The 22326-nt window shown below is 59.8% G+C and carries 20 protein-coding genes, 1 tRNA gene and 1 pseudogene; 11 read left to right on the top strand and 11 right to left on the bottom strand.

Annotated features, from left to right (window positions below):
• Positions 1 to 5: 5 nt before the first annotated feature.
• Positions 6 to 2255, top strand: a complete 2250-nt coding sequence (locus ACFOZ5_RS00595; protein ID WP_379884716.1) for an NADP-dependent isocitrate dehydrogenase — start codon at positions 6 to 8, stop codon at positions 2253 to 2255.
• Between the two features lie 221 nt (positions 2256 to 2476).
• On the opposite strand, the gene ybaK is transcribed toward ACFOZ5_RS00595, so the two are convergent.
• The gene (ybaK, locus tag ACFOZ5_RS00590; RefSeq protein WP_379884714.1) at positions 2477 to 2944 is read right to left on the bottom strand and encodes a Cys-tRNA(Pro) deacylase; all 468 of its coding nucleotides are present in this window, start codon (positions 2942 to 2944) and stop codon (positions 2477 to 2479) included.
• A 55-nt stretch (positions 2945 to 2999) separates the two neighbouring features.
• The gene (locus ACFOZ5_RS00585) at positions 3000 to 4301 is read right to left on the bottom strand and encodes an MFS transporter (RefSeq protein WP_379884712.1); all 1302 of its coding nucleotides are present in this window, start codon (positions 4299 to 4301) and stop codon (positions 3000 to 3002) included.
• A gap of 235 nt (positions 4302 to 4536) precedes the next feature.
• Here ACFOZ5_RS00585 and ACFOZ5_RS00580 point away from each other — a divergent pair, with 235 nt between their 5' ends.
• Entirely contained in the window at positions 4537 to 6129 is a 1593-nt protein-coding gene (locus tag ACFOZ5_RS00580; protein WP_379884710.1) for a sensor domain-containing diguanylate cyclase, read from the top strand.
• Between the two features lie 11 nt (positions 6130 to 6140).
• Here the strand turns inward: ACFOZ5_RS00580 and ACFOZ5_RS00575 are convergent, their stop codons facing one another.
• The 3 genes from ACFOZ5_RS00575 to ACFOZ5_RS00565 form a co-directional block, all read right to left on the bottom strand.
• Positions 6141 to 6485 carry a hypothetical protein gene (locus ACFOZ5_RS00575; RefSeq protein ID WP_379884708.1) on the bottom strand — a complete coding sequence of 115 codons (345 nt, stop codon included), beginning with the start codon at positions 6483 to 6485 and terminating at the stop codon, positions 6141 to 6143.
• 45 nt (positions 6486 to 6530) lie between these two features.
• Positions 6531 to 6803, bottom strand: a complete 273-nt coding sequence (locus ACFOZ5_RS00570; protein ID WP_379884706.1) for a hypothetical protein — start codon at positions 6801 to 6803, stop codon at positions 6531 to 6533.
• Between the two features lie 559 nt (positions 6804 to 7362).
• On the bottom strand, positions 7363 to 7893 hold the full coding sequence (locus ACFOZ5_RS00565; protein WP_379884704.1) for a 3'-5' exonuclease: 531 nt from the start codon (positions 7891 to 7893) through the stop codon (positions 7363 to 7365).
• Positions 7894 to 8118: 225 nt separating this feature from the next.
• On the opposite strand from ACFOZ5_RS00565, the gene queC reads away from it, so the two are divergent.
• Positions 8119 to 8784, top strand: coding sequence for a 7-cyano-7-deazaguanine synthase QueC (gene queC / locus ACFOZ5_RS00560; protein WP_379884702.1), 666 nt, complete (start codon positions 8119 to 8121; stop codon positions 8782 to 8784).
• The gene (queE, locus tag ACFOZ5_RS00555; RefSeq protein WP_379884700.1) at positions 8784 to 9449 is read left to right on the top strand and encodes a 7-carboxy-7-deazaguanine synthase; all 666 of its coding nucleotides are present in this window, start codon (positions 8784 to 8786) and stop codon (positions 9447 to 9449) included. Before queC ends, queE begins: the two co-directional genes overlap by 1 nt.
• An 18-nt stretch (positions 9450 to 9467) precedes the next feature.
• Here queE and ACFOZ5_RS00550 read toward each other — a convergent pair whose 3' ends face one another.
• Both ACFOZ5_RS00550 and ACFOZ5_RS00545 read right to left on the bottom strand, forming a co-directional pair.
• Positions 9468 to 11219, bottom strand: coding sequence for an ExeM/NucH family extracellular endonuclease (locus ACFOZ5_RS00550; RefSeq protein WP_379884698.1), 1752 nt, complete (start codon positions 11217 to 11219; stop codon positions 9468 to 9470).
• Between the two features lie 45 nt (positions 11220 to 11264).
• Complete coding sequence (locus tag ACFOZ5_RS00545) at positions 11265 to 12176, bottom strand: WYL domain-containing protein (protein WP_379884696.1); 912 nt, start codon at positions 12174 to 12176, stop codon at positions 11265 to 11267.
• Positions 12177 to 12498: 322 nt separating this feature from the next.
• Between ACFOZ5_RS00545 and ACFOZ5_RS00540 the strand changes: the two genes are divergently transcribed.
• From ACFOZ5_RS00540 to ACFOZ5_RS00515, 6 genes are all read left to right on the top strand, one after another.
• Entirely contained in the window at positions 12499 to 13776 is a 1278-nt protein-coding gene (locus ACFOZ5_RS00540) for an MFS transporter (RefSeq protein ID WP_379884694.1), read from the top strand.
• A 107-nt stretch (positions 13777 to 13883) separates the two neighbouring features.
• Positions 13884 to 14327, top strand: coding sequence for a MarR family transcriptional regulator (locus ACFOZ5_RS00535; RefSeq protein ID WP_379884692.1), 444 nt, complete (start codon positions 13884 to 13886; stop codon positions 14325 to 14327).
• A 256-nt stretch (positions 14328 to 14583) separates the two neighbouring features.
• Positions 14584 to 15153 carry a TMEM165/GDT1 family protein gene (locus ACFOZ5_RS00530; protein ID WP_379884690.1) on the top strand — a complete coding sequence of 190 codons (570 nt, stop codon included), beginning with the start codon at positions 14584 to 14586 and terminating at the stop codon, positions 15151 to 15153.
• A 115-nt stretch (positions 15154 to 15268) separates the two neighbouring features.
• Positions 15269 to 16393 (top strand): L,D-transpeptidase family protein, encoded by a 1125-nt coding sequence (locus tag ACFOZ5_RS00525; protein WP_379884688.1) that lies wholly within the window; start codon positions 15269 to 15271, stop codon positions 16391 to 16393.
• A 61-nt stretch (positions 16394 to 16454) separates the two neighbouring features.
• Positions 16455 to 17897 carry an NfeD family protein gene (locus tag ACFOZ5_RS00520; protein ID WP_379884686.1) on the top strand — a complete coding sequence of 481 codons (1443 nt, stop codon included), beginning with the start codon at positions 16455 to 16457 and terminating at the stop codon, positions 17895 to 17897.
• A complete protein-coding gene (locus tag ACFOZ5_RS00515) occupies positions 17894 to 18706 on the top strand; it encodes a slipin family protein (protein ID WP_379884684.1) in 813 nt (270 codons plus the stop codon). The genes ACFOZ5_RS00520 and ACFOZ5_RS00515 overlap by 4 nt, the downstream gene beginning before the upstream one ends.
• 74 nt (positions 18707 to 18780) lie before the next feature.
• On the opposite strand, the gene ACFOZ5_RS00510 is transcribed toward ACFOZ5_RS00515, so the two are convergent.
• The 3 genes and pseudogenes from ACFOZ5_RS00510 to ACFOZ5_RS00500 form a co-directional block, all read right to left on the bottom strand.
• A complete protein-coding gene (locus tag ACFOZ5_RS00510) occupies positions 18781 to 19062 on the bottom strand; it encodes an Lpp/OprI family alanine-zipper lipoprotein (RefSeq protein ID WP_379884682.1) in 282 nt (93 codons plus the stop codon).
• A gap of 225 nt (positions 19063 to 19287) precedes the next feature.
• Entirely contained in the window at positions 19288 to 19734 is a 447-nt protein-coding gene (locus ACFOZ5_RS00505; RefSeq protein WP_379885412.1) for a L,D-transpeptidase family protein, read from the bottom strand.
• A gap of 241 nt (positions 19735 to 19975) precedes the next feature.
• A pseudogene (locus tag ACFOZ5_RS00500) lies at positions 19976 to 21692 on the bottom strand (potassium/proton antiporter).
• A 184-nt stretch (positions 21693 to 21876) separates the two neighbouring features.
• Between ACFOZ5_RS00500 and ACFOZ5_RS00495 the strand changes: the two are divergent.
• Positions 21877 to 21950: transfer RNA gene (locus ACFOZ5_RS00495), tRNA-Gly, on the top strand.
• Positions 21951 to 22136: 186 nt separating this feature from the next.
• Here ACFOZ5_RS00495 and ACFOZ5_RS00490 read toward each other — a convergent pair.
• On the bottom strand, positions 22137 to 22304 hold the full coding sequence (locus ACFOZ5_RS00490; RefSeq protein ID WP_379884680.1) for a hypothetical protein: 168 nt from the start codon (positions 22302 to 22304) through the stop codon (positions 22137 to 22139).
• Positions 22305 to 22326: the final 22 nt, after the last annotated feature.

Below are 22326 nucleotides of genomic sequence, written 5' to 3'. Positions count from 1 at the left end.
CGAAGATGACAACTGAAAACCCCACGATTGTCTATACGCTGACCGACGAAGCACCTGCCCTGGCAACCCGCTCTCTGCTGCCGATCCTGCAGACCTTCACCACGCCGGCAGGCATTACCTTCGAAACCAGCGATATTTCCCTGGCTGCCCGCATCCTGGCCTCATTCCCCGACTACCTCGAAGAAGACCAGCGTGTTCCCGATGCTCTGGCGGAGCTGGGCGAATATACCAAGGACCCGGACGCCAATATCATCAAGCTGCCGAACATCAGCGCGTCCATCCCGCAGCTCCGGGCGGCCATCAAGGAGCTGAACGAGCAGGGCTACAAGGTTCCCGAGTACAAGGAACACCCCGAGACTGACGAGGAAAAGGAAGCCCAGCAACGTTATTCCAGGGTTCTCGGCAGTGCTGTGAACCCGGTACTGCGCGAAGGCAACTCCGACCGCCGTGCACCGTCGGCGGTCAAGGCGTTTGCCCGCAAGCACCCGCACACCATGGGTGAATGGAGCCCCGCCTCCCGCACCCACGTTGCCCACATGCGCGGCGGCGATTTCTACACCAGTGAGCAGTCCGTCACACTGGACAAGGCCACCACGGCCCGCATCGTATTCGAGAACACCAAAGGCAAACAGACCGTCTTCAAGTCCGAGTTGCCATTGCTGGAAGGCGAAGTGCTTGACGGCATGTACATGAGCAAGAAGGCCCTGGTGAAGTTCTTCGAGGACACCATCGAAGACTGCGAGAAGACCGGCGTGATGTTCTCGCTGCACGTGAAGGCCACCATGATGAAGATCTCCCACCCGATCGTGTTCGGGCACGCGGTGAAGGTCTTCTACAAGGAGCTGTTCGACAAGTACGGCGACCTGTTCAAGGAAATCGGCGTCAACCCGAACAACGGCCTGTCCTCGGTCATCGAGAAGATCAAGCAGTTGCCCGAGTCCAGGCAGGAAGAAATCCAGGAAGACTTGCACAAGACCTACGAGCACCGGCCGGAAATCGCCATGGTGGACTCGGTCAAGGGCATCACCAACCTGCACGTACCCAGTGACGTGATCGTGGATGCCTCCATGCCGGCGATGATCCGCAACTCCGGCAAGATGTGGGCACGGGACGGCAAGCTGAAGGACACCAAGGCGGTTATGCCGGAGTCCACCTACGCCACCATCTATCAGGAAGTGATCAACTTCTGTAAGACCCACGGTGCCTTCGATCCCACCACCATGGGCACGGTTCCCAACGTGGGTCTGATGGCCCAGAAGGCCGAGGAATACGGTTCCCACGACAAGACCTTCGAGATTCCTGAAGACGGTACTGTCCGCGTGATTGCCGAAGACGGCACCGTGCTCACCGAGCACAAGGTAGAGGAAGGCGACATATGGCGCGCCTGCCAGACCAAGGACCTGCCGATCCGCGACTGGGTCAAACTGGCGGTCAACCGTGCCCGGGCAACCGGTATGCCGGCGGTATTCTGGCTGGATGATGAGCGTCCCCACGATGCCCAGCTGATCGAGAAAGTGAACACCTACCTCAAGGACCACGATGTTGAGGGGCTGGACATCCGCATCATGTCCCCGGTGCGCGCCATCCGCTGGACCATGGAGCGCCTGATCCGCGGCCTGGACACCATCTCGGTCACCGGCAACGTACTGCGTGACTACCTGACTGATCTGTTCCCGATCCTGGAGCTGGGCACCAGCGCCAAGATGCTGTCCATCGTGCCGCTGCTCAATGGCGGTGGCCTGTACGAGACTGGCGCCGGCGGTTCTGCACCCAAGCACGTGCAGCAGTTGCTGGAAGAGAACCACCTGCGTTGGGATTCCCTGGGTGAGTTCCTGGCGATTGCGGTCTCCCTGGAAGAGCTTGGCGAGAAGCAGGATAACTTGCGCGCCCGCCTGATGGGCGAAGCCCTGGACAAGGCCACCGGCCGCCTGCTGGAAAACAACCAGTCCCCGTCCCGGGTTACCGGCGAGCTGGATAACCGCGGCAGCCACTTCCACCTTGCCCGTTACTGGGCCGAAGAACTGGCCAGTCAGGACGAAGACAAAGCCATGAAAGAGTTCTTCACCAAGCTGTCCAAACAGCTGGAAGAGAACAAGGACCAGATCCTGGAAGAGATGAGCGTGATACAGGGCAATCCTGCGGATATCGGTGGCTATTACCATCCGCCGGCGGACAAGGTCTGCAAGATCATGCAGCCCAGCGAGACCCTCAACCGCATCCTCGAGGAAGCTCGTCAGCAGGCCCCTGCCAAGTAAGGGGCAAGCCTGGCAGAGAAAAACCCGGTGGGCGGCGACGCTCTCCGGGTTTTTTATTGCCACGAAATCCACGAAACCCACGAAATGAAAAGACAGAACACTGATTTTTCAAAGTGCGATTTTTTGTGGATTTAGTGGATTTAGTGGATTTAGTGGCAAATCTTCTTTTTCTTTGTCTTTTTTCCGTGTTGTTCCGTGGATTCCGTGGCAAAAAAAATCAGTCATGCCCTGATCACGGCAAATGAGGCCCGGGTCAGGCTTGTCAGGTCGGCCGGCGCCAGCTCGATTTCCAGCCCCCGCCGGCCGGCGCTGACGTGGATGGTGTCGAAGGCCTGGGCTGATTCGTCAATAACCGTCTTCAGGGCCTTTTTCTGCCCCAGCGGGCTTACGCCACCCAGTACATAACCCGTGGTGCGCTGCACTTTCTGCTTGTCTGCCATAATCACCTTCTTGGCCCCGGCGGCCTTCGCTACCCGTTTCAGGTTGAGGCTGGTGGAAACCGGTACGATTGCCACCACCAGTTCCCCGGCGTCGGTCTCCACTACCAGGGTCTTGAATACCCGGTCCGGATCAAGCCCGAGCTTCTCCGCCGCTTCGGTGCCGTAGGATTCGCTCTTGGGGTCGTGGTCGTATTCGTGCAGTTGATGGGCGATGCCCGCCTTGCGAGCAAGATCGATGGCAGGGGTCATGAAGGCTCCTGAAAGCGGCTGAAAACCGGGAGCATAGCGTTAAAACGGCCGCAAGTCAGCGTTCGCTATGGGCTACCTCTTTCGCCGGCGGAATCGTCAGCATCAACACGAACCCGACCAGCAGGAAGGCAAGGATGGTACTCATGCCCCAGCGCTGGCTGCCGCTGACGGCGGTGACCCAGCCCACCAGCAACGGCCCCATAAACGCTGTAGCCTTGCCGGAGAAGGCGAACAGGCCGAACATCTGGGTCTGCAGGTGCGGTGGCGCTACCCGTGCCATGTAGGAACGGCTGGCGGACTGCAGCGGGCCCACGAAGATACCCAGGGTCATGCCGAACACCCAGAACCAGAGTGGGTCCGTTACTACCAGTATGGCCAGGGCGCTGCAGGTCAGCCCGACCAGGGAGAGCAGTACGGTATTGCGGCCACCGATAGCATCATCCACCCAGGAAAAGGCAAAGGCCCCAAGGCCGGAGGTAATGTTCAGCGCTATGGCAAACTGCAACACCTGAGTCTGGTTCATGCCGAAGGTGCCGGCGGCATACACACCACCAAAGGTGAAAATGGTGGCCAGCCCGTCTGTGTAGAGCATGCGGGCGATCAGGAAACGGACGATGATCCGGTACTTCCGCACCTGCCGGATGGAATCCGCGAGCTGGGCGAGCCCCGCCCGGACAGCCGGCACCAGCGGCAGGCCACTGGAATGCCGGTCGGGGATCAGGAAGAAGGCCGGCAGCGAGAACACCAGATACCAGATGGCCACCAGCACAAAGGTCGCCCGCACATGTTCCAGGTTGTCCCGGTCCAGTCCCAGCCAACTGGTATCACCTTCAATGAAACCGAACAGGGCCACCACAAGGCAGGTGACGCCGCCGACATAACCAAGTCCCCAGGACCAGCCGGACCAGCGCCCCACCCGTTCCGGTGACGCCAGGTCTGGTAGCATGGCATTGTAGAAAATGAAGGCGCATTCCGCGCCGAGAATCCCCAGGCTGACCCAGAAGGCGGCAAACCACAGATCGCCGCTGCCTGGTGCCACGAACCAGAGCATGGCGGTGGCAACCACACAGAGCAGGGTAAAGGCGATAAGCCAGGGTTTGCGGCGCCCGTTCTGGTCGGCGATAGCACCCAGTATCGGCGCCAGGATGGCCACCGCCAGCCCGGACAGACCGACGATATTGCCCCAGGCTTCGGTACCCGTGACCTTGTCCTGAATCACCGATTCGCTGAAATAGCGGGCAAAGATAAAGGTGAGAATGATGGTGAAAAAAGCGCTGTTGGCCCAGTCATAGAGTGCCCACGACCAGAGTGCCCGTCGATTTTCGTCGGTGGAGGTGTCGGGGTGACCCGAGGCCATGGAAAGTCTCCCTCTGATGGTACCGTCTCACGAGGCTGTTTATAGCGCACGCCCTGCGACAATCGTAATTAACAGTGTCAGTGGTCGACGTTACAGGCGTGACGCACTACTTTTGTCTATGGGCCCTTTGGCAAACCGCCCCTGGGCCTGGTCCGTATCTATTCTGCAATGCTGACCTGTGCCGTACGACAGCGATGTGAGCTGTCACCCATGTCTTCTGAAGAACCGCCAACTGATGAACCATACCAAAAGAAGCGGAACGCCGGTAAAACGATCACTCAAAGTTGCCCTTGTTTATCTCCTGGTCGGTGGTCTCTGGATACTCTTCTCCGATGCGGCGGTGGAGCGGGTGGTCAGTGATCCGGAGATGCTGACCCGGCTTCAGACCTGGAAAGGGTGGGCCTTTGTTGCCTTCACCGGCGGTGTTCTCTACCTCGTGATGTTGCGGCAATTCCAGAATGACCGGGTGATGCTGGACCGGCAGCTGGGCCAGCAGGAAGAGATCCGCCGTCTGAGCCAGTTCCAGCAAAGCGTAATCGACAACGCCAATATCTGGATCAACGTACTGGATCCGGACGGGCGGGTACTGATCTGGAACCGGGCGGCGGAGGAGATCAGTGGTTATTCAAGCGATGCGGTGACGGGCAGTGACACGGTGTGGGAAAAGCTCTACCCGGATCCGGACTACCGCGCCTGGGTACTGGAAAGGGTCAGTCGCATTATGGCGGGAGACGAGGAGGCCGAGGGTCTGGAAACAACCATTGCGACCGGCCACAACGGCAACCGGACCATTGCCTGGAACTCGCGCTCATTCCTCGATGCTGCCGGCAGGACGGCAGGATCCATTGCGATAGGCATGGATGTCACCGAACCCAGGGCGGCTGAGAGCACCCTCAAAGCCCGGGAGCGCCAGCTCAGAACCATCATGGATAATCTTCCCGGCATGGCCTATCGCTGCCTGTACGACGAATACTGGACCATGAAGTTCATTTCCAGTGGTTGCCGGGACCTGACCGGCTATGAGCCGGATGAGTTGATCGACAATCGCCACCTGCCCTGGGTGGACCTGATGTTTGCCGACGAGTCCGATGCGGTGAGTTCAGCGGTTGACGATGCCATCGCCGCCGCCGAACCGTTTTCCGTGGAATATCGTCTGCGCCGTGCGAACGGTGACATTATCTGGGTATGGGAACGGGGCCGCGCGGTGGAGGACGACGGTGGCATGGTACTGGAAGGTATCATTCTGGATGTCACCGAGCGCAAGCAGCTGGAGTCGCGCCTGTCGGAAATGGCCACTCTCGACCCCCTCACCGGTCAGTTCAACCGCCGGGAGACGGACCGAATCCTGCAGGAGGAAGTGACCAGGGCCGAGCGTTATGGTCGCAAGCTGGCGATACTCTGGGTAGACCTGGATCACTTCAAGGACGTCAATGACAGCCGCGGGCATGCGGTGGGGGATGAAGTGCTTCGGTCCATCAGCCTGCGCCTGGCGGACAGCATACGAACGGTAGACACCCTGGGGCGATTTGGCGGTGAGGAGTTTATCGTGGTGTTACCGGAAATGTCCGTGGACGAAGCCTGGGACGTCGCCGAGCGGCTGCGCGTGCGAGTTGCGGACGAGCCCATCCGCGTATCGGATGGAGATCCCCTGACCCTGACCATCAGTATTGGCGTGGCCGTCTATCCGGACCATGCCGAATCAGCGGAAGGCCTGTGCAATATGGCCGACAAGGCCATGTATCAGGCCAAGGACCAGGGCCGCAACCGGACGATGGTTTTCAGTCAGGTCGCCGGTACCATTGAGTCCGATAAGTCCGGCGAAGCGTGACTGGCGCCCCGTCAGATGGTACGCAACTGCTCCTCAAGAATGCCTTGCACCGATGACATGATATCGCGGAAGTCTGTCAGCGTCTGGGTGCGCTGGATAATTTCGTGGCGTTCTTCGTCCAGGCGCTCCAGCTGGGGAACCACCCGGCGGATGCCTTCGGTGATGACTTCGTAAGGGTAATGGTGGTCCTGTATGCTGAGCTTGTTCAGCTCCGCCACTTCCTGGTGAAAGATGCTGATGATGTCGTACAGCAGGTCCTTGTCCCGGATGGTGCCGGCTTCCCAATAGGCGTCGTCGAGGAGTTCAAGCAGGGAAAGGTATTCCCGGAGGGTGTCGGCAACGGATGTCTGGCTCATGACTATCTCCTTGAGGTCATGAGCCAGACTATAGCATTTCGCCGGTTATGCTACCTGCCGGGCAATCCAGGAATCGTAGCGGCTGGCCAGGGCCTTGACGTAACGGGCCTCGGCGCCGTCCAGGCTGGCCAGAACGCCGTTGAAGATCCAGCCGCGTTCATAAAGCCCCAGCACACTGCGTTCGTCCTCCAGATTGACCCGCTGGTTCAGTTTTCTGCAGATTGCATCCAGCAGCGGCAGTTTCTCCGGACGACGGATGGGGCCGGGCCTGCGGCTGGCCGGGCTATTGGTGGCACGTCTGATTGTTGGTCTGTTCATGGCACTCTCCTTACCGTTCTGCGACTGCAAAAACCAGAAAACCCGGCCTCACGGGACCGGGTTCTCATGCGGGAGACTGCATGCCCGGTCGCCTGAGCTTCCGGGCAGGGCCGAAAGCGTTACCTGATCATCACCACGCCACGGGCTGGCATCGGGGCCATACTCCGTGTATTCGCAAAAAACTGGTGGCTTTGTTTCTTCAAGCCCATCAGGGACTCTCCGTTGGAATCGATCATGCTGTTCGGTGTTGCCGGCCATCGGGCAGCCAGCTCGACACCAGTGTATCGCGGACATGATGGTTTGCAAATGGGGCGATAGGCCGGGGGTATACGCAGAAACCCTGGCTTCGGCAAACGCGTACAGACGGTCGGGGGCGCTGTGGGGATAATTTCCAGCGTCACGTGTTTTACGTTGTGCAATCCACAGTATTGTTGTCAGTTACTGTGTGATCTCTCCTTTAATTGTCTTGGCGCTGCGGGCTTCCCGTGGCGCCTTTTTTTTGTGGCGGAGCCAGGAGGTTAGGCGGTTGCTGTCCGCTTTTCACTGCCGCTTCTTTTCACTACAGGTTGCCCAGGGAGGGACGCTGGTCATCAGTGACTTCATTCACCACCTGACACCAGGTGGAATGGAGGATACGGGCGTCGTTGGCGGCCCGGTGAACCGGCAGGCCCAGCTCTTCGATAACCTTGTGGCGGGTGGCGGACCAGCGTTGAATCTGCGTTGGTGACAACAACAGGGAAACGGATTCCAGCTGGAACGATGGCCGCATGTCCGCGGCGCGGTACAGGCGGTGCAGCCAGAAGCTGTCGAAGGTCCAGGCATCGCAGAACACCTGACCATCAAGCAGTTCGTTCAGATGATGCGCCACCTGCCGGATGCTCAGCCCCTCTTCTTCGAGCGTGTCGCGCCTGATGCCGTGAATGGCCTCGGCGCTGTCCGACCAGTCGTGCCAGAGTACGTGGGGTTTGATCAGCCAACTGTGCAGCGAGCCATCCGGCAGGCAAAGACCAACCTCGATCGGGTAGCTGGCGATCAGGTCGAGGCTGGAGGCCTCAAAGTCAATAAAGGCCGGTGCGGCGAACTGTGTCATCGGCAATTCGGTCAGTTGCTGGGCTGTCTGCAAAGTGTAACCGTCCCTGTGGTTTGACGCGAACCCATAGTGTCGGGTGGCTGTTACAATAGAAAGTCTGTGATAGAAAAACCGGATGATACCCTCCCAAATCGTTTTTGGGAGTCAGGTACTTCCGAGGGGTGTGACGATCCTCGCTCAACCCTCAATTAACCACCAGTGTCCATTTGGCAAGCGGGAGGACAGGTGCCGAAAACCATTGTCGTGATTTATTCCGGGGGGATGGACTCATTCACCCTGCTCCACCGGGCCCTGGCGGAAGGGCATCGGGTGCACGCGTTATCCTTTGACTATGGCCAGCGTCACGTCCGTGAACTGGAGGCGGCCGCCAGTGTCTGCGGTGAGCTGGGTGTGCCCCACAAGGTACTGGATATCCGGTCATTGCAGGCCGTGATGGCGGGTTCCGCCCTGACTGGCGGCTCAGCTGTACCCGAGGGGCACTACGAGGAAGACAGCATGAAGTCTACGGTGGTGCCCAACCGCAACATGATCCTGCTGTCCCTGGCGACCGGCTACGCCGTGACCGTCGAGGCGGATGCCGTCTGGTTCGGTGCCCATGGCGGCGACCATGCCATCTACCCCGACTGCCGCCCGGAGTTTGTTGAAAAAATGGATGCCGTCTGCCGGGTGGCGAACTATGAGCCTGTTGCCATCGAGGCTCCCTACATCCATGCCAGCAAGACTGACATCCTCGCAGAGGGTGTCGCCATGGATCTGGACTACAGTCAGACCTGGACCTGTTACAACGGCCGCCAGAAGGCCTGTGGTGTTTGTGGTTCCTGTGTGGAGCGACTGGAAGCCTTTGCCGCTAACGGCCTGACCGACCCCATCCCTTACGAGGCTCGCAATTGATGTACCGGGTGAAGGAAGCTTTTTACACCCTGCAGGGAGAGGGTGCCCAGGCGGGTCGGGCTGCGGTGTTCTGCCGGTTCAGCAAGTGCAACCTGTGGAATGGCCGGGAGTCCGGTCGGGCCACGGCGGTATGCGATTTCTGCGATACGGATTTTGTCGGTACCGATGGCCAGAACGGTGGCCGCTTTGAGACGGCGACCGCCCTGGCGGCCCATATAGCAGCCCTGTGGCCGTCCGACACGGGCAACGGCGTTCGGCCCTACGTGGTCTGCACCGGCGGAGAACCCCTGTTGCAACTGGACGAGCCACTGATTGCCGCCTTTCACGAGCAGGGTTTTGAGGTGGGCGTGGAAACCAACGGCACCCTGCCGGCCCCGGCGGGAATCGACTGGCTCTGTGTCAGCCCGAAGGCCGATGCGACCGTCGTTATTGACCAATGTGATGAGTTGAAGGTGGTCTACCCGCAGCCCCTGGCCATGCCGGAACGCTTCCTGACGATCCGGGCCAGCCACTATTTCCTGTCTCCCATGGCGTCGCCGGCCATGCCCGAAACCGGTCACGACCCGGTCAAGGCCAGCAATACTCGCAAGGCGGTGGACTATTGCCTGCAGCACCCGCGGTGGCGGCTGACCATCCAGATGCACAAGATCGTCGGTATCGATTGAGCGAGGCCGGTCGGATACCTAATCGGCAGGCGCCTGGAGCCTGATATCGGTAATGACCGGATTGTGGTCGGAAGCGCGCCACACAAAGGTGTCTGATACCCTCGGTCCCCGGTCAGCGTCGTAGGCCCAGAAGCGGGGTTCCTCGGCGTTTGCCGACCAGATCTGGCTGACCACGACCCTGTCACGGAGTGCTTTGTTGGCAAAGTGGTAGTCCAGGGTTCCCTGGCGGCCATGGTAGCGAAAGGTCTGTTGTTCCAGGCCGTGAAAGTCGGCGATCAGGTCAGTATAGCCTGCGTCGGTTATTGCCTGGATGGATGTTTCCATGGCATAGGCGTTGAAGTCCCCGGCCAGCAGGACAAGGTTATCCTTACCGGTTTCGGGCGGTTGCCACTGCGCCAGTTGTCGGGATGCCGCCGTTCGGGCGGCGGCAAAGCAACCCTGGCCGTCGCCGGCATCCTGCTGGGCAGCGGGAGCGTTGCGGCAACTCTTGGACTTCAGGTGCACCGACATCACCGTCAGGGGCTCATTTCCGCCGATAGCCAGAAATCGTTGCGCCAGGGCGGGACGGTGCCATTGTTCAAAGGCGCCCCCGGTGATCAGCGTTGCCGGCCCCTGGGGCTGAACCCTGTCACCACGGTACAGCAGCCCGTTACGAATGGCATCGTCGTGGCGATGGGTGCCACTGTCCACAAAACGCCATCGCTCCCCGAGTGCTCCAGCCAGGTCTGCCAGTGAACTGGCCTCCCCGTAGCCGTCGTTTTCCAGCTCCGACACCGCCACGATGTCCGGGTCGGTGGCGATGATCTGATGGGCCAGCCGCGCCAGCTGTTGCTGGTAGGCCTGGTGGCTGTCAGCGCCGCGGTCTGTGGGAAAGCCGCCACCCTGACCGTCGCCATTGAACAGGTTGCCGAGGTTGAGGGAAACCACCCGCACGTTGGTCAGAGAATTCCGTGCCGGCGGCAGCTGGCGGGGGTTGGTATGGTGAATGTCGGGGCGCGACAGGGGCTGCAGACGCCAGTGCCCGAAGCGATAGTCCATCACACCTGCCAACGGGGCAACCCGGTCGCCGACGCGCAATGGGTTGCCGGGAGCGCCTTCGCCATTGGTCAGATAGGGCACCGGGCGGGGATGTTTGCGACGATGGCCATCGTCAAGAATCAGTCGCTGACGCTCCTGTTGTGCCTGGTGGCGCTGTGCATCCGGGCCCGGTGCCATGACCTGGGTCGGTACCCACTGCAGGGAGGGCGCAAGGACCAGCTCACCGTAGCGGGCCAGGTTCCAGGTGTCGGTTACTGTCAGTGGGTTCACCGTGTGCACCAGCATGCCCTCCAGGGATTCGCGGCTGTCCGGTGGCGTGGCGCCGGTCTTGAGGGGCAGGGGCGCCGGTAACCCGGGGCTGGCACAGATGCTGACCGCTGATACGCCGGTCAGCGAGGTCAGGCCATAGTGTTCCCGGACCTCGCCGCTGACATGGACCCGGTCTCCCGGTTCGCCGGCACGGGCGCGGGTATGGATAAACAGGCCTTCGGAGGTGGCATCGTCCTTATCCTGTTCCGCCAGTGCCTGCTGCAGGTAAAACCCCCGGAACCCGCCTTCATGGCGCAAATCCACGGTGATTATGCCCTGCACCCTGACCTGCTGGCCGGCCATGGGCGATGCATCGCCCCGCCCCTGGATCCGGGAGACCGGTACGTGTTCCTCATCGCAGTTTGCCGCCCACAGAGGTGTGGCGGCAATGGACAGGAGCAGGGCAACGATGATTCCAGGCATGTAACCTGCTCCCGGGGCCGGCAGCGGAGGAATGTCAGGTGCCGGTCAGACGGTGTCGGCCTGGGTTGCCTTGATGGTGGTCTGGCTATCGGATTTCAGCCAACCGGGCAGTGCATCGCCGTTGGTGAGCTCCAGGGGCGCGACGGTAATATCGTCTTCCCGGCCTCCGGACGACAGGCCCAGCATGGGCATCAGCCAGGGCGCCATGGCTTCGCGGCAGCGGACTTCCATGGGGCCATCCTCCAGGCCGTAATCGGCACAGACCAGACGGCGCTGGGCTGAATTCAGACCAGCGGCCGGCTGAACCTTCAGACTGATCATGCGGTTCCAGCGCTCGTCGTGCTCCTCACGGTGGCGGGACTTGTCCCGGGACACCTGTAGCTTGCCGGTCAGGCGGCTGAGGCGAAAATCGGCGAACCCTTCCCTGCGGTCGCTCCAGGCACGCACGTGCCAGCCCTGGCCAGTCATGACCAGCGTATGGGGCTCGAGGACCAGCGGTTCGCCGTCCGGGTGGTCGAGGGTGAGATAGCGTACTTCGAGTTTGCGCTTCTGACGACAGGCCGTAATAACGGCACGGGTAACCTCGGGGCTGGCCTGACGGCAGGGGGCCCGCACCACGCAGCTGTCCGGCAGTCCAATGTCGAGGTTCTCGAAGCAGTTGCTCAGGGACTGGTGTCGGCAGGCCAGCTCCAGATACTCTTCCGGCTGCCCCCGGGTGACCACGGGCTGGAAATCCGTGGCGGGGATGTAGCCTTTCAGGTGTCTGTCGTACACCAGGTTGCCGGGGGCCAGTTCCCGCAGATAGGTATTGATGTCCTTCGACGCCTGCTGACGGCCAATGCCGAAGCCGTGACAGATGTGATTGGTGGTAAGGCGACCTTCCCAGAGGGCAACAATTTCTATCAGTCGATAACGCAGCAGCAGATCCCAGCGAATGGGCCATTCCGTTTTTTTCATAGTGTCGGGCTCTTGGTGATGGCTAACAGAGGTCGGGTCGACAGCGACCGATCCATGATCACCCGAACGATGTTAGCAGCATTACGGTGCGTCGGTGTGTTACGGGCCCTTAATGTAAAATTTTGTAAAACGCAGGCGCGACGGGACTTCCAGAGGTTTTTTGAGACGTTTTTGGGTGGTCAGATCAGACATGTTTCGGCAACTGCTTAATAGCTGGAAACGTGGTTGGATGCTTAAATAGAGGTTGCTTTTCTTTCAGTGGCGGATTGCCCGTACGGCACGGGTCCTGCAGGAAATCCTGAGCTTTTCCGGAGAGTTACTGATGACCCGAATGGTGGCGTCGTTGTCGGCGCTGATTATGAGCATTCTGCTGCTGGTGAGTGGCAATGCCTTCCTTACCACATTGCTGGGCATACGTCTCAGCCTTGAGGCAGTGGAGCCTTCGGTGATCGGTTGGGTGCTGGTCTGTTACTCCGTCGGTTTTGTGCTGGGCACCCTTTATGTGCACAAGGTTATCGGCCGGGTTGGGCATATCCGCGCATTTGCCGTGTTTGCGGCCCTGGCTGCGGTGACAGCGCTGATCTACCCGCTGGCGGTCAATATGGTGCTGTGGGCGGCCCTGCGCATCATCTCCGGCTTCAGTGTCGCCGGTGTGCTGGTGGTTATCGAGAGCTGGTTCAGCAGTCGTGCCACCAACAGCAACCGTGGCGCTCTGTTCGCGGTCTACCAGATTGTTTTTTACCTTGCCGCTGCCGGCGGCCAGCTGGTGGTTAATCTGGGTGATCCCGCCCATTTCATGCCCTTTACCCTGGCCGCCATATTGCTGACCCTGGCGCTGATCCCCCTGGCACTCACACAGATGGAGGCACCCGCCATCGAGTCCACTGAGCGGTTGTCTTTCTTTACGCTGGCCAGGCAGTCGTTTACCGGTGCGGCGGGAGCCCTGGTATGTGGCGTGCTGATCGGGTCCTTTTATGCACTGGGGCCGGTATATGCCACCATGGCCGGTCTCGATGTACCCCGGACCTCGCTGTTCATGGCGTCGGCCATTGTGGCAGCGATGCTTCTTGCCTGGCCCCTGGGCCGGATCTGTGACAGCTTCGACCGGCGGCGGGTCATGTTCCTGGTTTCGGTGGTCGGCGCCACGACTGCGGTTGTGGTGGCCATGACCGGGAGTACGAACATTCCATTGCTGATGGTACTGGTTGGTCTGTTCACCGGATTTGCCGGAACGCTCTACCCGATTGCGGTGGCCATTACCAACGACCGCATGGAGACCCATCGCATTGTTGCGGCCAGTGCCACCCTGCTGCTCAGCTACGGTATCGGTAGTGTGATTGGCCCCATCGTGATGGCTGAACTGATGAGTATTCTGGGCCCCTCCGGCCTGTTCTGGGGCAATGCCGGATTCCTGGTGTTACTGGCCAGTGTGACCAGTTACCGCATCAGCCATACCGAGGACGTAGCGGTAGCCGATCAGGAGCACTTTGTGGCGGCGATGCCGGAAGCGTCCCCGGTGTTGGCGGAGATCGATCCCCGGAACGAGCAGTTCCAGTTGTCGCCTGAACAGGAGGAAGATCCCGCCCGACAGGCGGGCTGATTCCGGGTGGCGTCTTGATCTGTCGCCAATATGATCATTGTGTAACTTGTGTTCGTATCAATGATTAGCTTACTATTGCTGAATCTTTAGATACAGGATTGTGAGACATGGATCAGCAGACTCTTCGAGACCAGTTTCCGTTTGCCGTCGCCCGGGTGACCCGCCGCTGGCGCAAACTGTTGGATGAACGACTGAAGGATCTGGGCGTTACCCAGGCTCGCTGGTCCACCATGGTTTACCTCCAGCGTGGCGGCGAGGGTCTGACGCAGAGGGAACTGGCTCATCTCATGGCCATCGAGAACCCTACCCTTGTCCGGCTGCTCGACAGCCTGGAGGAACAGGGGCTGATAGAGCGCCGTCCCTGCAAGCGCGACCGTCGTGCCCGTCGCCTGTACCTCACCCCGGCCGGCGAGCGCTTCATGAATGACCTCAATGAGCGCGGCAACATATTGCGGGACGAGATGCTGACGGGCATCGAGGACAAGGACCTGGAAGTCGCCCTGGGCGTGTTCCAGCGGGTAATGGAAAATGCCGTTAACCTGAAAAAATAGTCAGCTGATTCGGGTTGAGTTTCATCAGCCGGCTGGTTATGATTTTGCCTCCTTCAGGGGAGTAGTCTCCGTAGCGACTGGTCGCTGCGGGTGGTGGTCAACATACTTGGGGCACAACCCCATGGCCATCACGTTCCCGGGTACTGTCACATGGCAGTGTTCGCGGAATTGGCAAGACCTGGGGAACGGTCACCTCCAACAGGCGGAAGGTGGCGGTTCCTCATGTCTGACATTCCGCCTGGGAAAAGAACACCCTATGGATGCCTTCCTCGCTTCTACCCTGTCTGTTGCCATTGCTGAAATCGGTGACAAAACCCAGCTACTGTCACTGTTTCTGATCAGCCGGTTCCACCGTCGTACCCCCATTGTCCTTGGAATCCTGATTGCCACACTGGCCAACCATGGGTTGTCGGCATTGCTGGGGGCATGGGTGGCGAGCTGGCTGCCGCAGGCGTGGGTGCCCTGGCTGGTGGCGTTCAGTTTTGTGGCCATCGCCCTGTGGCTGCTGTTTCCGGACAAGGATGACAGCGAGGATTCGAGGCTGCTGGGGCTGGGAGCATTTGTCGCGACCACGGTGATGTTCTTCCTGGCGGAAATAGGCGACAAGACCCAGATAGCGACAGTGGTACTGGCGGCCAGATACGACGCCACGTTCTGGGTGATTGTCGGTACCACGGTTGGTATGCTGTTGGCGAACATCCCGGTGATTGTGGCCGGAAAATGGCTGATGCAGCGGTTGCCTCTGGCGACGGCCCGGATTGGCGCCAGCGTGTTGTTTGTTTGTCTGGCGGTGATTACGGTAATCGCTGCCTACAATGGCACATGAAGTGCGCCAGCGGACCCATGCTCCGCAGGAACTTCGGCCTGACCGGAAGGTCAGACTGTATCTAGGATAAACATGCCCTTAATCCAGGGCTATCGGTAATGTCAGGAACTCCAGAATGGTAAGCACCAAGGGTATCGGATTGACGGTTTTCGGTTTGCTGATGTGGGTTTGTTCCGGCCTTGTCATGGCCGGGGACGCGGCTGCACCCCAGGCCGGCGAAGCGTCACCGGCGGAAGGCCAGGCAGACGCCGGGCAAACAAACGGTGAGAATAGCAGGCCGAACCGGACCGGCGCCCCGGTCTGGGTGCTGGAAGGCGATCTGGCGGGTAAGTTGCAGACCATGACCACCCGGCACGAAGATACCTTCGCCGAGATCGGCAACCAGCGCAGCCTCGGGTTCCTGGAGCTGGTCAAGGCCAACCCGGGGGTGGATCCCTGGCTTCCCGGTGACGGCACCCACATCACTCTCCCCCGCAAGTATGTGCTGCCGGATTCCCGTCGTGAGGGTATCGTGATCAACCTGGCGGAGTATCGGCTCTACTATTTCCATGATGGCGGTGTGCAGGTGTTTCCGGTCGGCGTGGGGACGGAAGACAACCCGTCACCCCTCACCGATGCCGAGGTGACCATGGGTGTTGCCTCCCCCGCCTGGTATCCCCCGGCCAGCATTCGTGCTGAATACGAGGCCGAAGGCGACTACCTGCCAAGAATGGTCCCACCGGGGCCGGACAACCCCCTTGGCCCCTATGCGCTTATCCTGAGCGAAGACGGCTACCTGATTCATGGCACCAACAAGGGCTTCGGGGTGGGCATGCAGGTCAGCCATGGCTGTTTCCGGATGTACAATGAGGACATCGTCGGTTTTGCCGAAAAGGTGGACAAGGGAACCCCGGTGCAGGTGGTTCACCAGCCAGTGAAAGTCGGCATGCAGAATGGCCAGCTCTGGCTTGAGGTGCATCGAGCCCACGAGGAATACTCGGAAGATGAGAAAGAGCGCCTGTGGCAGCAGGTCACCGAGAAACTTGCCAGCTTCACGGAAAAGGTGGAAGGACTGGAAGTGCAGAGACGGTCAGTAGAGCTGGCAGTTGATCAGGCTGACGGTATTCCCCGTATGATAGGAGAACAGGTGCGTCAGGTCGCGACCCGGGACGATAATGTCACCGACGCCGGAGGGCCATCGGAAAAGGCCGCCGCCGGTTCGGTCGAGAGCGGCCCGCCCTCGCCACAGCGCTGGTTCTGAACCGGGCCGAGCGCAGCGTGGCGTACCTGCTGGAAGATAACTCCATGCAAGGGAGCAGGAAATGGATAGATCGACCGTGTCGCGCTTTCGTCTGGGTTTCTGGATCGGCCTGATTCTGCTTGGCCTCGGTGTCGCTGTCGGCCAGTGGGCCGTGGCGCAATCCGATTCCGGCCGGTCGGCCTATGTTCTGACCATTGACGGGGCCATTGGTCCTGCCACCATGGATTATGTGGTGCGCGGTATTAAACAGGCCGAAAAGGACGGTGCGGCCGTTATTGTTCTGCGTATGGACACCCCCGGTGGGCTGATGGACTCCATGCGCACCATCATAAAGACCATTCTCGCCTCCGACGTACCCGTGGTTACCTGGGTTACGCCTTCCGGTGCCCGGGCAGCCAGTGCCGGAACCTATATCCTTTACGGCAGTCATGTGGCGGCCATGTCTCCAGCCACCAATCTTGGATCGGCCACGCCCGTCCAGATGGGCGGCATGCCCGGCAGTAGCGAGCCACCTGACGAGCCAGGCGGCGAGCCTGCTGAGGGAGACAGTGAATCCGGAAACGAACAATCCGCTCCGAAAGGCGGCACCGCCATGGAGCGCAAGATACTGGAAGATGCCGTCAGTTATATCCGGGGCCTGGCGGAGCGCCATGGGCGTAACGCCGACTGGGCTGAGAGTGCCGTTCGTGAAGCGGTGAACCTGGGGGCCACTGAGGCGCTGGAACAGAACGTGATCGAGGTGGTGGCGACCGATCTGAACGACCTGCTTGCCCAGATCAATGGTCGGCAGGTGCTGATGGCCACCGGTGAACACACCCTGGATACCACCAATCTGACCATCGTGCGCCAGCAGCCCGACTGGCGGACCGACCTGCTGTCGGTGATCACCGATCCCAATATTGCCTATTTCCTGATGATCATTGGCTTCTACGGCATCATCTTTGAGCTGGCCAACCCCGGCAGCCTTTACCCCGGGGTGATCGGCGCCATCTGCCTGGTGCTGGCCCTGTTCGCCTTCCAGGTACTCTCCGTGAACTATGCCGGCCTGGCCCTTATCCTGCTGGGCCTGGCCTTTATTGTGGGAGAGGCCTTCATGCCCAGTTTTGGCATGCTTGGTGTGGGGGGTATTGTGGCGTTTGTGCTGGGGTCGGTGATCCTGATGGATGGCTCCCACCAGGAAATCTCCCTACCGGCGGTGGGCGGGACCGCTGCCGTGGCCGGCGGCTTCATGCTCTGGACCGTTGTCCGCTTCATGGGGCTGAGACGCAAGGCACCCGTGGTTGGTGCTGAGCACATGCCGGAAGAGCGTTGTCGGGCGGTGGAAGACTTTTCACCGGATGGCGACTACTATCGAGGGCATGTCCAGCTTGGTGGTGAGCGCTGGAATGCGGTAAGCGACGGCCCCATTGCCCATGGAGCGTGGTTGCGCGTAGAGAAAGTGGAGGGCCTTACCGTAAAGGTCAGCCCGGACCGGGAACATGACAACAGGAAGGAGACGTTATGATTGGTGAACTGATTCCCTGGATTGCACCCCTGGTGGTGCTGTTGCTGATTCTTGGTTCCGCGATCCGGATCCTGCCTGAATACGAACGGGGCGTGGTGTTTTTCCTGGGGCGTTTCCAGGGCGTGAAAGGCCCTGGCCTGATCATTATTATCCCTGGCATCCAGCAGATGACGCGGGTTGACCTGCGGGTGATCACCCTTGATGTACCCAGTCAGGATGTCATCTCGAAAGACAACGTGACCGTGAGGGTGAACGCGGTGCTCTATTTCCGGGTCGTGGATCCGGAGAAGGCCATTCTCAGGGTGGAGGACTTTGGTTCGGCGACCAGCCAGCTTTCCCAGACTACCCTCAGGTCCGTGCTCGGCAAGCACGACCTGGACGAAATGTTGTCGGAGCGGGACAAGCTCAACTCCGACATTCAGGAGATCATTGATGCCCAGACGGAAGACTGGGGTATCAAGGTGGCCAACGTCGAAATCAAGCACGTGGACCTGAACGAGTCGATGATCCGGGCTATTGCCCGACAGGCCGAGGCAGAGCGTGAGCGGCGGGCCAAAGTCATCCATGCCGAGGGTGAGCTGCAGGCGTCAAAGAAACTGGTGGAGGCGGCCGAGGTCATGTCCACCGATTCCGGTGCCATGCAGTTGCGCTATCTGCAGACGCTCTCTGATATGAGCACCAATAACGCCAATTCTTCAACCATTGTCTTCCCGCTGCCCATGGATCTGATGGAAGCCTTCAGGAAGAAGGCCACAGGCACCGGGGCACCCCGTCCGAAGCCTGATGAATCAGGCCAGGCAGAGTCGTAAACCATATGTGATTGAAATAGAAATAAAAAAGGCCGGCAAATGCCGGCCTTTTTCATGCAGTTGCTAGCCAACCATTATTTCTGGCTAGACCGCTGAAGCATGCGACGAGCACGCTCGTTTGCTTCGTCTGCAGACTTCTGGGCTGCCTTGGCTTCAGCCAGGGCCTGCTCGGCACGACGCAGGGCGGTGTTAGCCTTGCGGTCGGCGTTGTTTGCAGTGCTCAGGGCGTTGCTGGCGGTCTGCTCTGCAGAGTTGGCAGTTGCAGTCGCTTCGTCAATAGCTGCCTGATCAGTAGTGGCACAACCGGCAGTCAGAGCCGTGGCCAGTGCAAACCCTGCGATCGTCAACTTACGCATGTCTAGAATCCCCTTATTGGTCGTTATACTTCCTGTGGTGCAGAAGTTCTGAATGAATAACATCCTGTTAAATCGGGTCCGGTGGGCTTCCCCACCGGGTGCAGTTACAGTGTAAAACACTCCAGACAAAAATGTTAACTCGGGATACGTAAAATTTCTTAGCTAATTACATAACCTTAAGTCTGGGTTCAGGAACATTCCGGATCTGCGGGGGTCGCGGGGCTTTCAGGGGAGTATGCGAATAGGGGTTCCCACGTCTACCAGTTGCCATATCTCGTCCATTTCCTCGTTGGTTACGGCAATGCAGCCATCCGTCCAGTCCAGCCCCTTATAGGCAAAGGCCATGTCGCCCACGTTGTTGGGCAGACCGTGGATCATGATGTTGCCGCCGGGCTTCAGGCCCCAGGATGCCGCCAGTTCCCGGTCCTTCGGGCTGGGGTAGGAAATGCGGATGGACTTGTAGAAGTCGCTGTTGGGATTGCGGAAGTCAATGGTGTAGCTGCCCTCCGGCGTACGGCTGTCGCCCTCGTACAGCTTGTGGCCTTCCGGGCTCTTGCCCAGGGAGATGCGATAGCTGCGAACGATCTGATCGTTGGACATCAAATACAGGCGGCGTTCTTCCTTGCGTACGACGAGCTGATTGATGTCACCGTAGGCACCGGTTTCGGCCATGGCCAGGGTTCGGTTTTCAGCGGCCTGAGTCCCGGTAGCAATGACGATCAGTGCCAGGCAGGCTGAAATAACGACGTGTTTACGCAAAAGTGTCAGTAGCAAAGTCATGGCTCAATACTATCGGGCTGAATTCATCACAATTTCGCCATGTTATAGCACAAAGCAAAGGTTGCGGGCAGGTAACTTTTGTGGGGATATGTCACAAAACCTTGCCGGGATTGACGAGTGAGGCAGTACCCTTTCAGGACTCGCTCATTTTCAGGCCCACCTTGGTCACCCGATCTGACTCCGTTGCCCGTGCCACCAGTACCACGGGCCCGAGGGTTACCTTGTCGCCCACCACCGGGTGGCCCTTGGTTCGCTTGGCAAAGCACTCGGCCAGTGACAACTCTGGTGGCAGCTCATCGAACTCGATCCCGTAAACCTGCTCCACATCACCCAGTAGCGCATCGCCGTTCAGCACAAAGTCACCGAAGAACGCCCGTTCCGCCAGGTGCCGCGGCGACGGCTTGCCCGACAGCGATTTGCCGAGTTCCCGCAATGCCGACGATACCGCAAATACCGCTATCACGTCCCCCTGTGAGATCTGCAGGTCCGGAGCCGGCGGCAGGCACTGGCGGTGACGGAAGATGCCGGCAATGGCGGTGTTCTGCGGCATGGAAAGCTGGCCCAGCGGGCGAGGGTCTTCCCAGCGCTCGCCCCTTAGCGGGAACAGCATCAGTTCGTGATCACCGGCGGCAGGCACATCCAGCGGCAGGCGGCGATAGGGTTCGCCGGTGGCGGGTACCTCCAGGTTGAGCTTTCGGGCCAGGGGGGGCCAGCGAGGTGCCCTGGACAATCAGTGACACCAGTACGATAAAGAACGCAAAGTGGAAAATATCCCTGGCCTCCGGTAACCCTGCCATGATCGGGAACAATGCCAGCACAATCGGCACCGCGCCCCGCAGGCCCACCCAACTGATAAAGAACAGTTCACGACGGTTGAAGCCGAACGGCCAGAGCGTGCCGAACACCGCCAGTGGCCGGATCACGAAGATCAGTGTCAGGGCCAGTATCAGGCCGCCGCCGGCCAGCGGCAGCAACTCCGACGGGCTCACCAGCAGCCCCAGCATCAGGAACAGGCAGAGCTGGGCCAGCCACGCCAGGCCGTCGTGGACCTGCAGGATCATGGGCATCATCCGCACCGGGCGGTTGCCGACGATGACACCGGTCAGATAGATCGCAAGAAAGCCGCTGCCCCCCAGGATGTTGGTGCCCGAGAACACGCACAAACCTGCCGCCCCCACCATTAATGGGTAAAGTGCCGGTGTCAGCCGGACCCGGTTGGCCATCTCGACAATCACAAAGCCACCAAGAACCCCCACAATGGTCCCGATGCCGAACTGCCGCACCAGCATCAGCAGGCCATCCATAAGGCCCGACGCGCCATTGGCGCTGAGCAGGCTGACCAGCATCAGGGTCAGGAAGATGGCCATCGGGTCGTTGGAGCCGGATTCGATTTCCAGGGTGGCGCTGACCCGCTCGTTCAGATGCAGGCCGTGCCCCTGCAGCAGGGAGAACACCGCTGCGGCATCGGTGGAAGAGATGATGGCGCCGATCAGCAGGGCCACCATCCAGTGCAGGTCGAACACCAGCCAGGCACAGAGGCCGGCCAGTGCCGCGGTGATGAACACCCCGAAGGTGGCCAGCACAACCGCCGGCTTCAGGCCGACACGGAAGGTTTCGGACCGGGTCCGCATACCGCCATCCAGCAGTATAACCGCCAGGGCGAGATTGCCGATGATAAAGGCCAGCTCGAAGTCGTCGAAGCGGATCCCGCCAGCGCCGTCTTCCCCCATCATCATGCCGACCACCAGGAAAATCAGCAGCACCGGCATGCCGACCCGGCTGGAAAGCGGGCTCAGCAATATGCTCATGACAAGCATGGCGGCGCCAATAAGGATCAGGTGGGGGTCCATGAATACTCCAAAGCGGGATGGCTCCTCAAACGGGCCAGGGAAAAGCCTGACCAGCCCGAGGTTGCAGACGACCCGGTATCTTACCAGAGACCTCTAAATACTAGCTGACTCGTTAGTCCCTGCGAACAGCGTGTTTTCGGCGGATGTTGCCAGTTCTGGCGGGTAGGCCTATATTGGTGCCAACGCGGGTGTAGCTCAATGGTAGAGCAGAAGCTTCCCAAGCTTAAGACGAGGGTTCGATTCCCTTCACCCGCTCCAAACCGATATCCTTCCAAGTCCTCACGCATCCATTAAGTCCTTTATTATCAATGCTTTGTAGCTGAGCTCTATCCTTATGCGTCCTTGTGGATCCCTGTATATCGGCCCCGTTGTGTATAGCGATTTGTATGGTAATTTCAAAGGCGAACTCAGCCATACAAGTGACTGTGGTGTCAAACCCATTTATCAGGCCACTTTTTCACGCCATGGCTCCTGATTTTTCACCATGGTATTGAGCACTACGATCTTCTTTCTCATGCAGGCTACGAGCGCGACTTCGGGGATCTTGCCCTGTGCCTTCAGGCGTTCGTAGAAGCGCTTTAACACGGGGTTGCACTGGATCGATGAGAGCATGGCAGGCAATAGTGCTCCTGAG

The organism is Marinobacter lacisalsi, assembly GCF_042651045.1.
Lineage (GTDB): Bacteria > Pseudomonadota > Gammaproteobacteria > Pseudomonadales > Oleiphilaceae > Marinobacter > Marinobacter lacisalsi.
The sequence above is the reverse complement of the archived record's forward strand: the minus strand, read 5'-3'. Positions and strand labels throughout refer to the sequence as shown.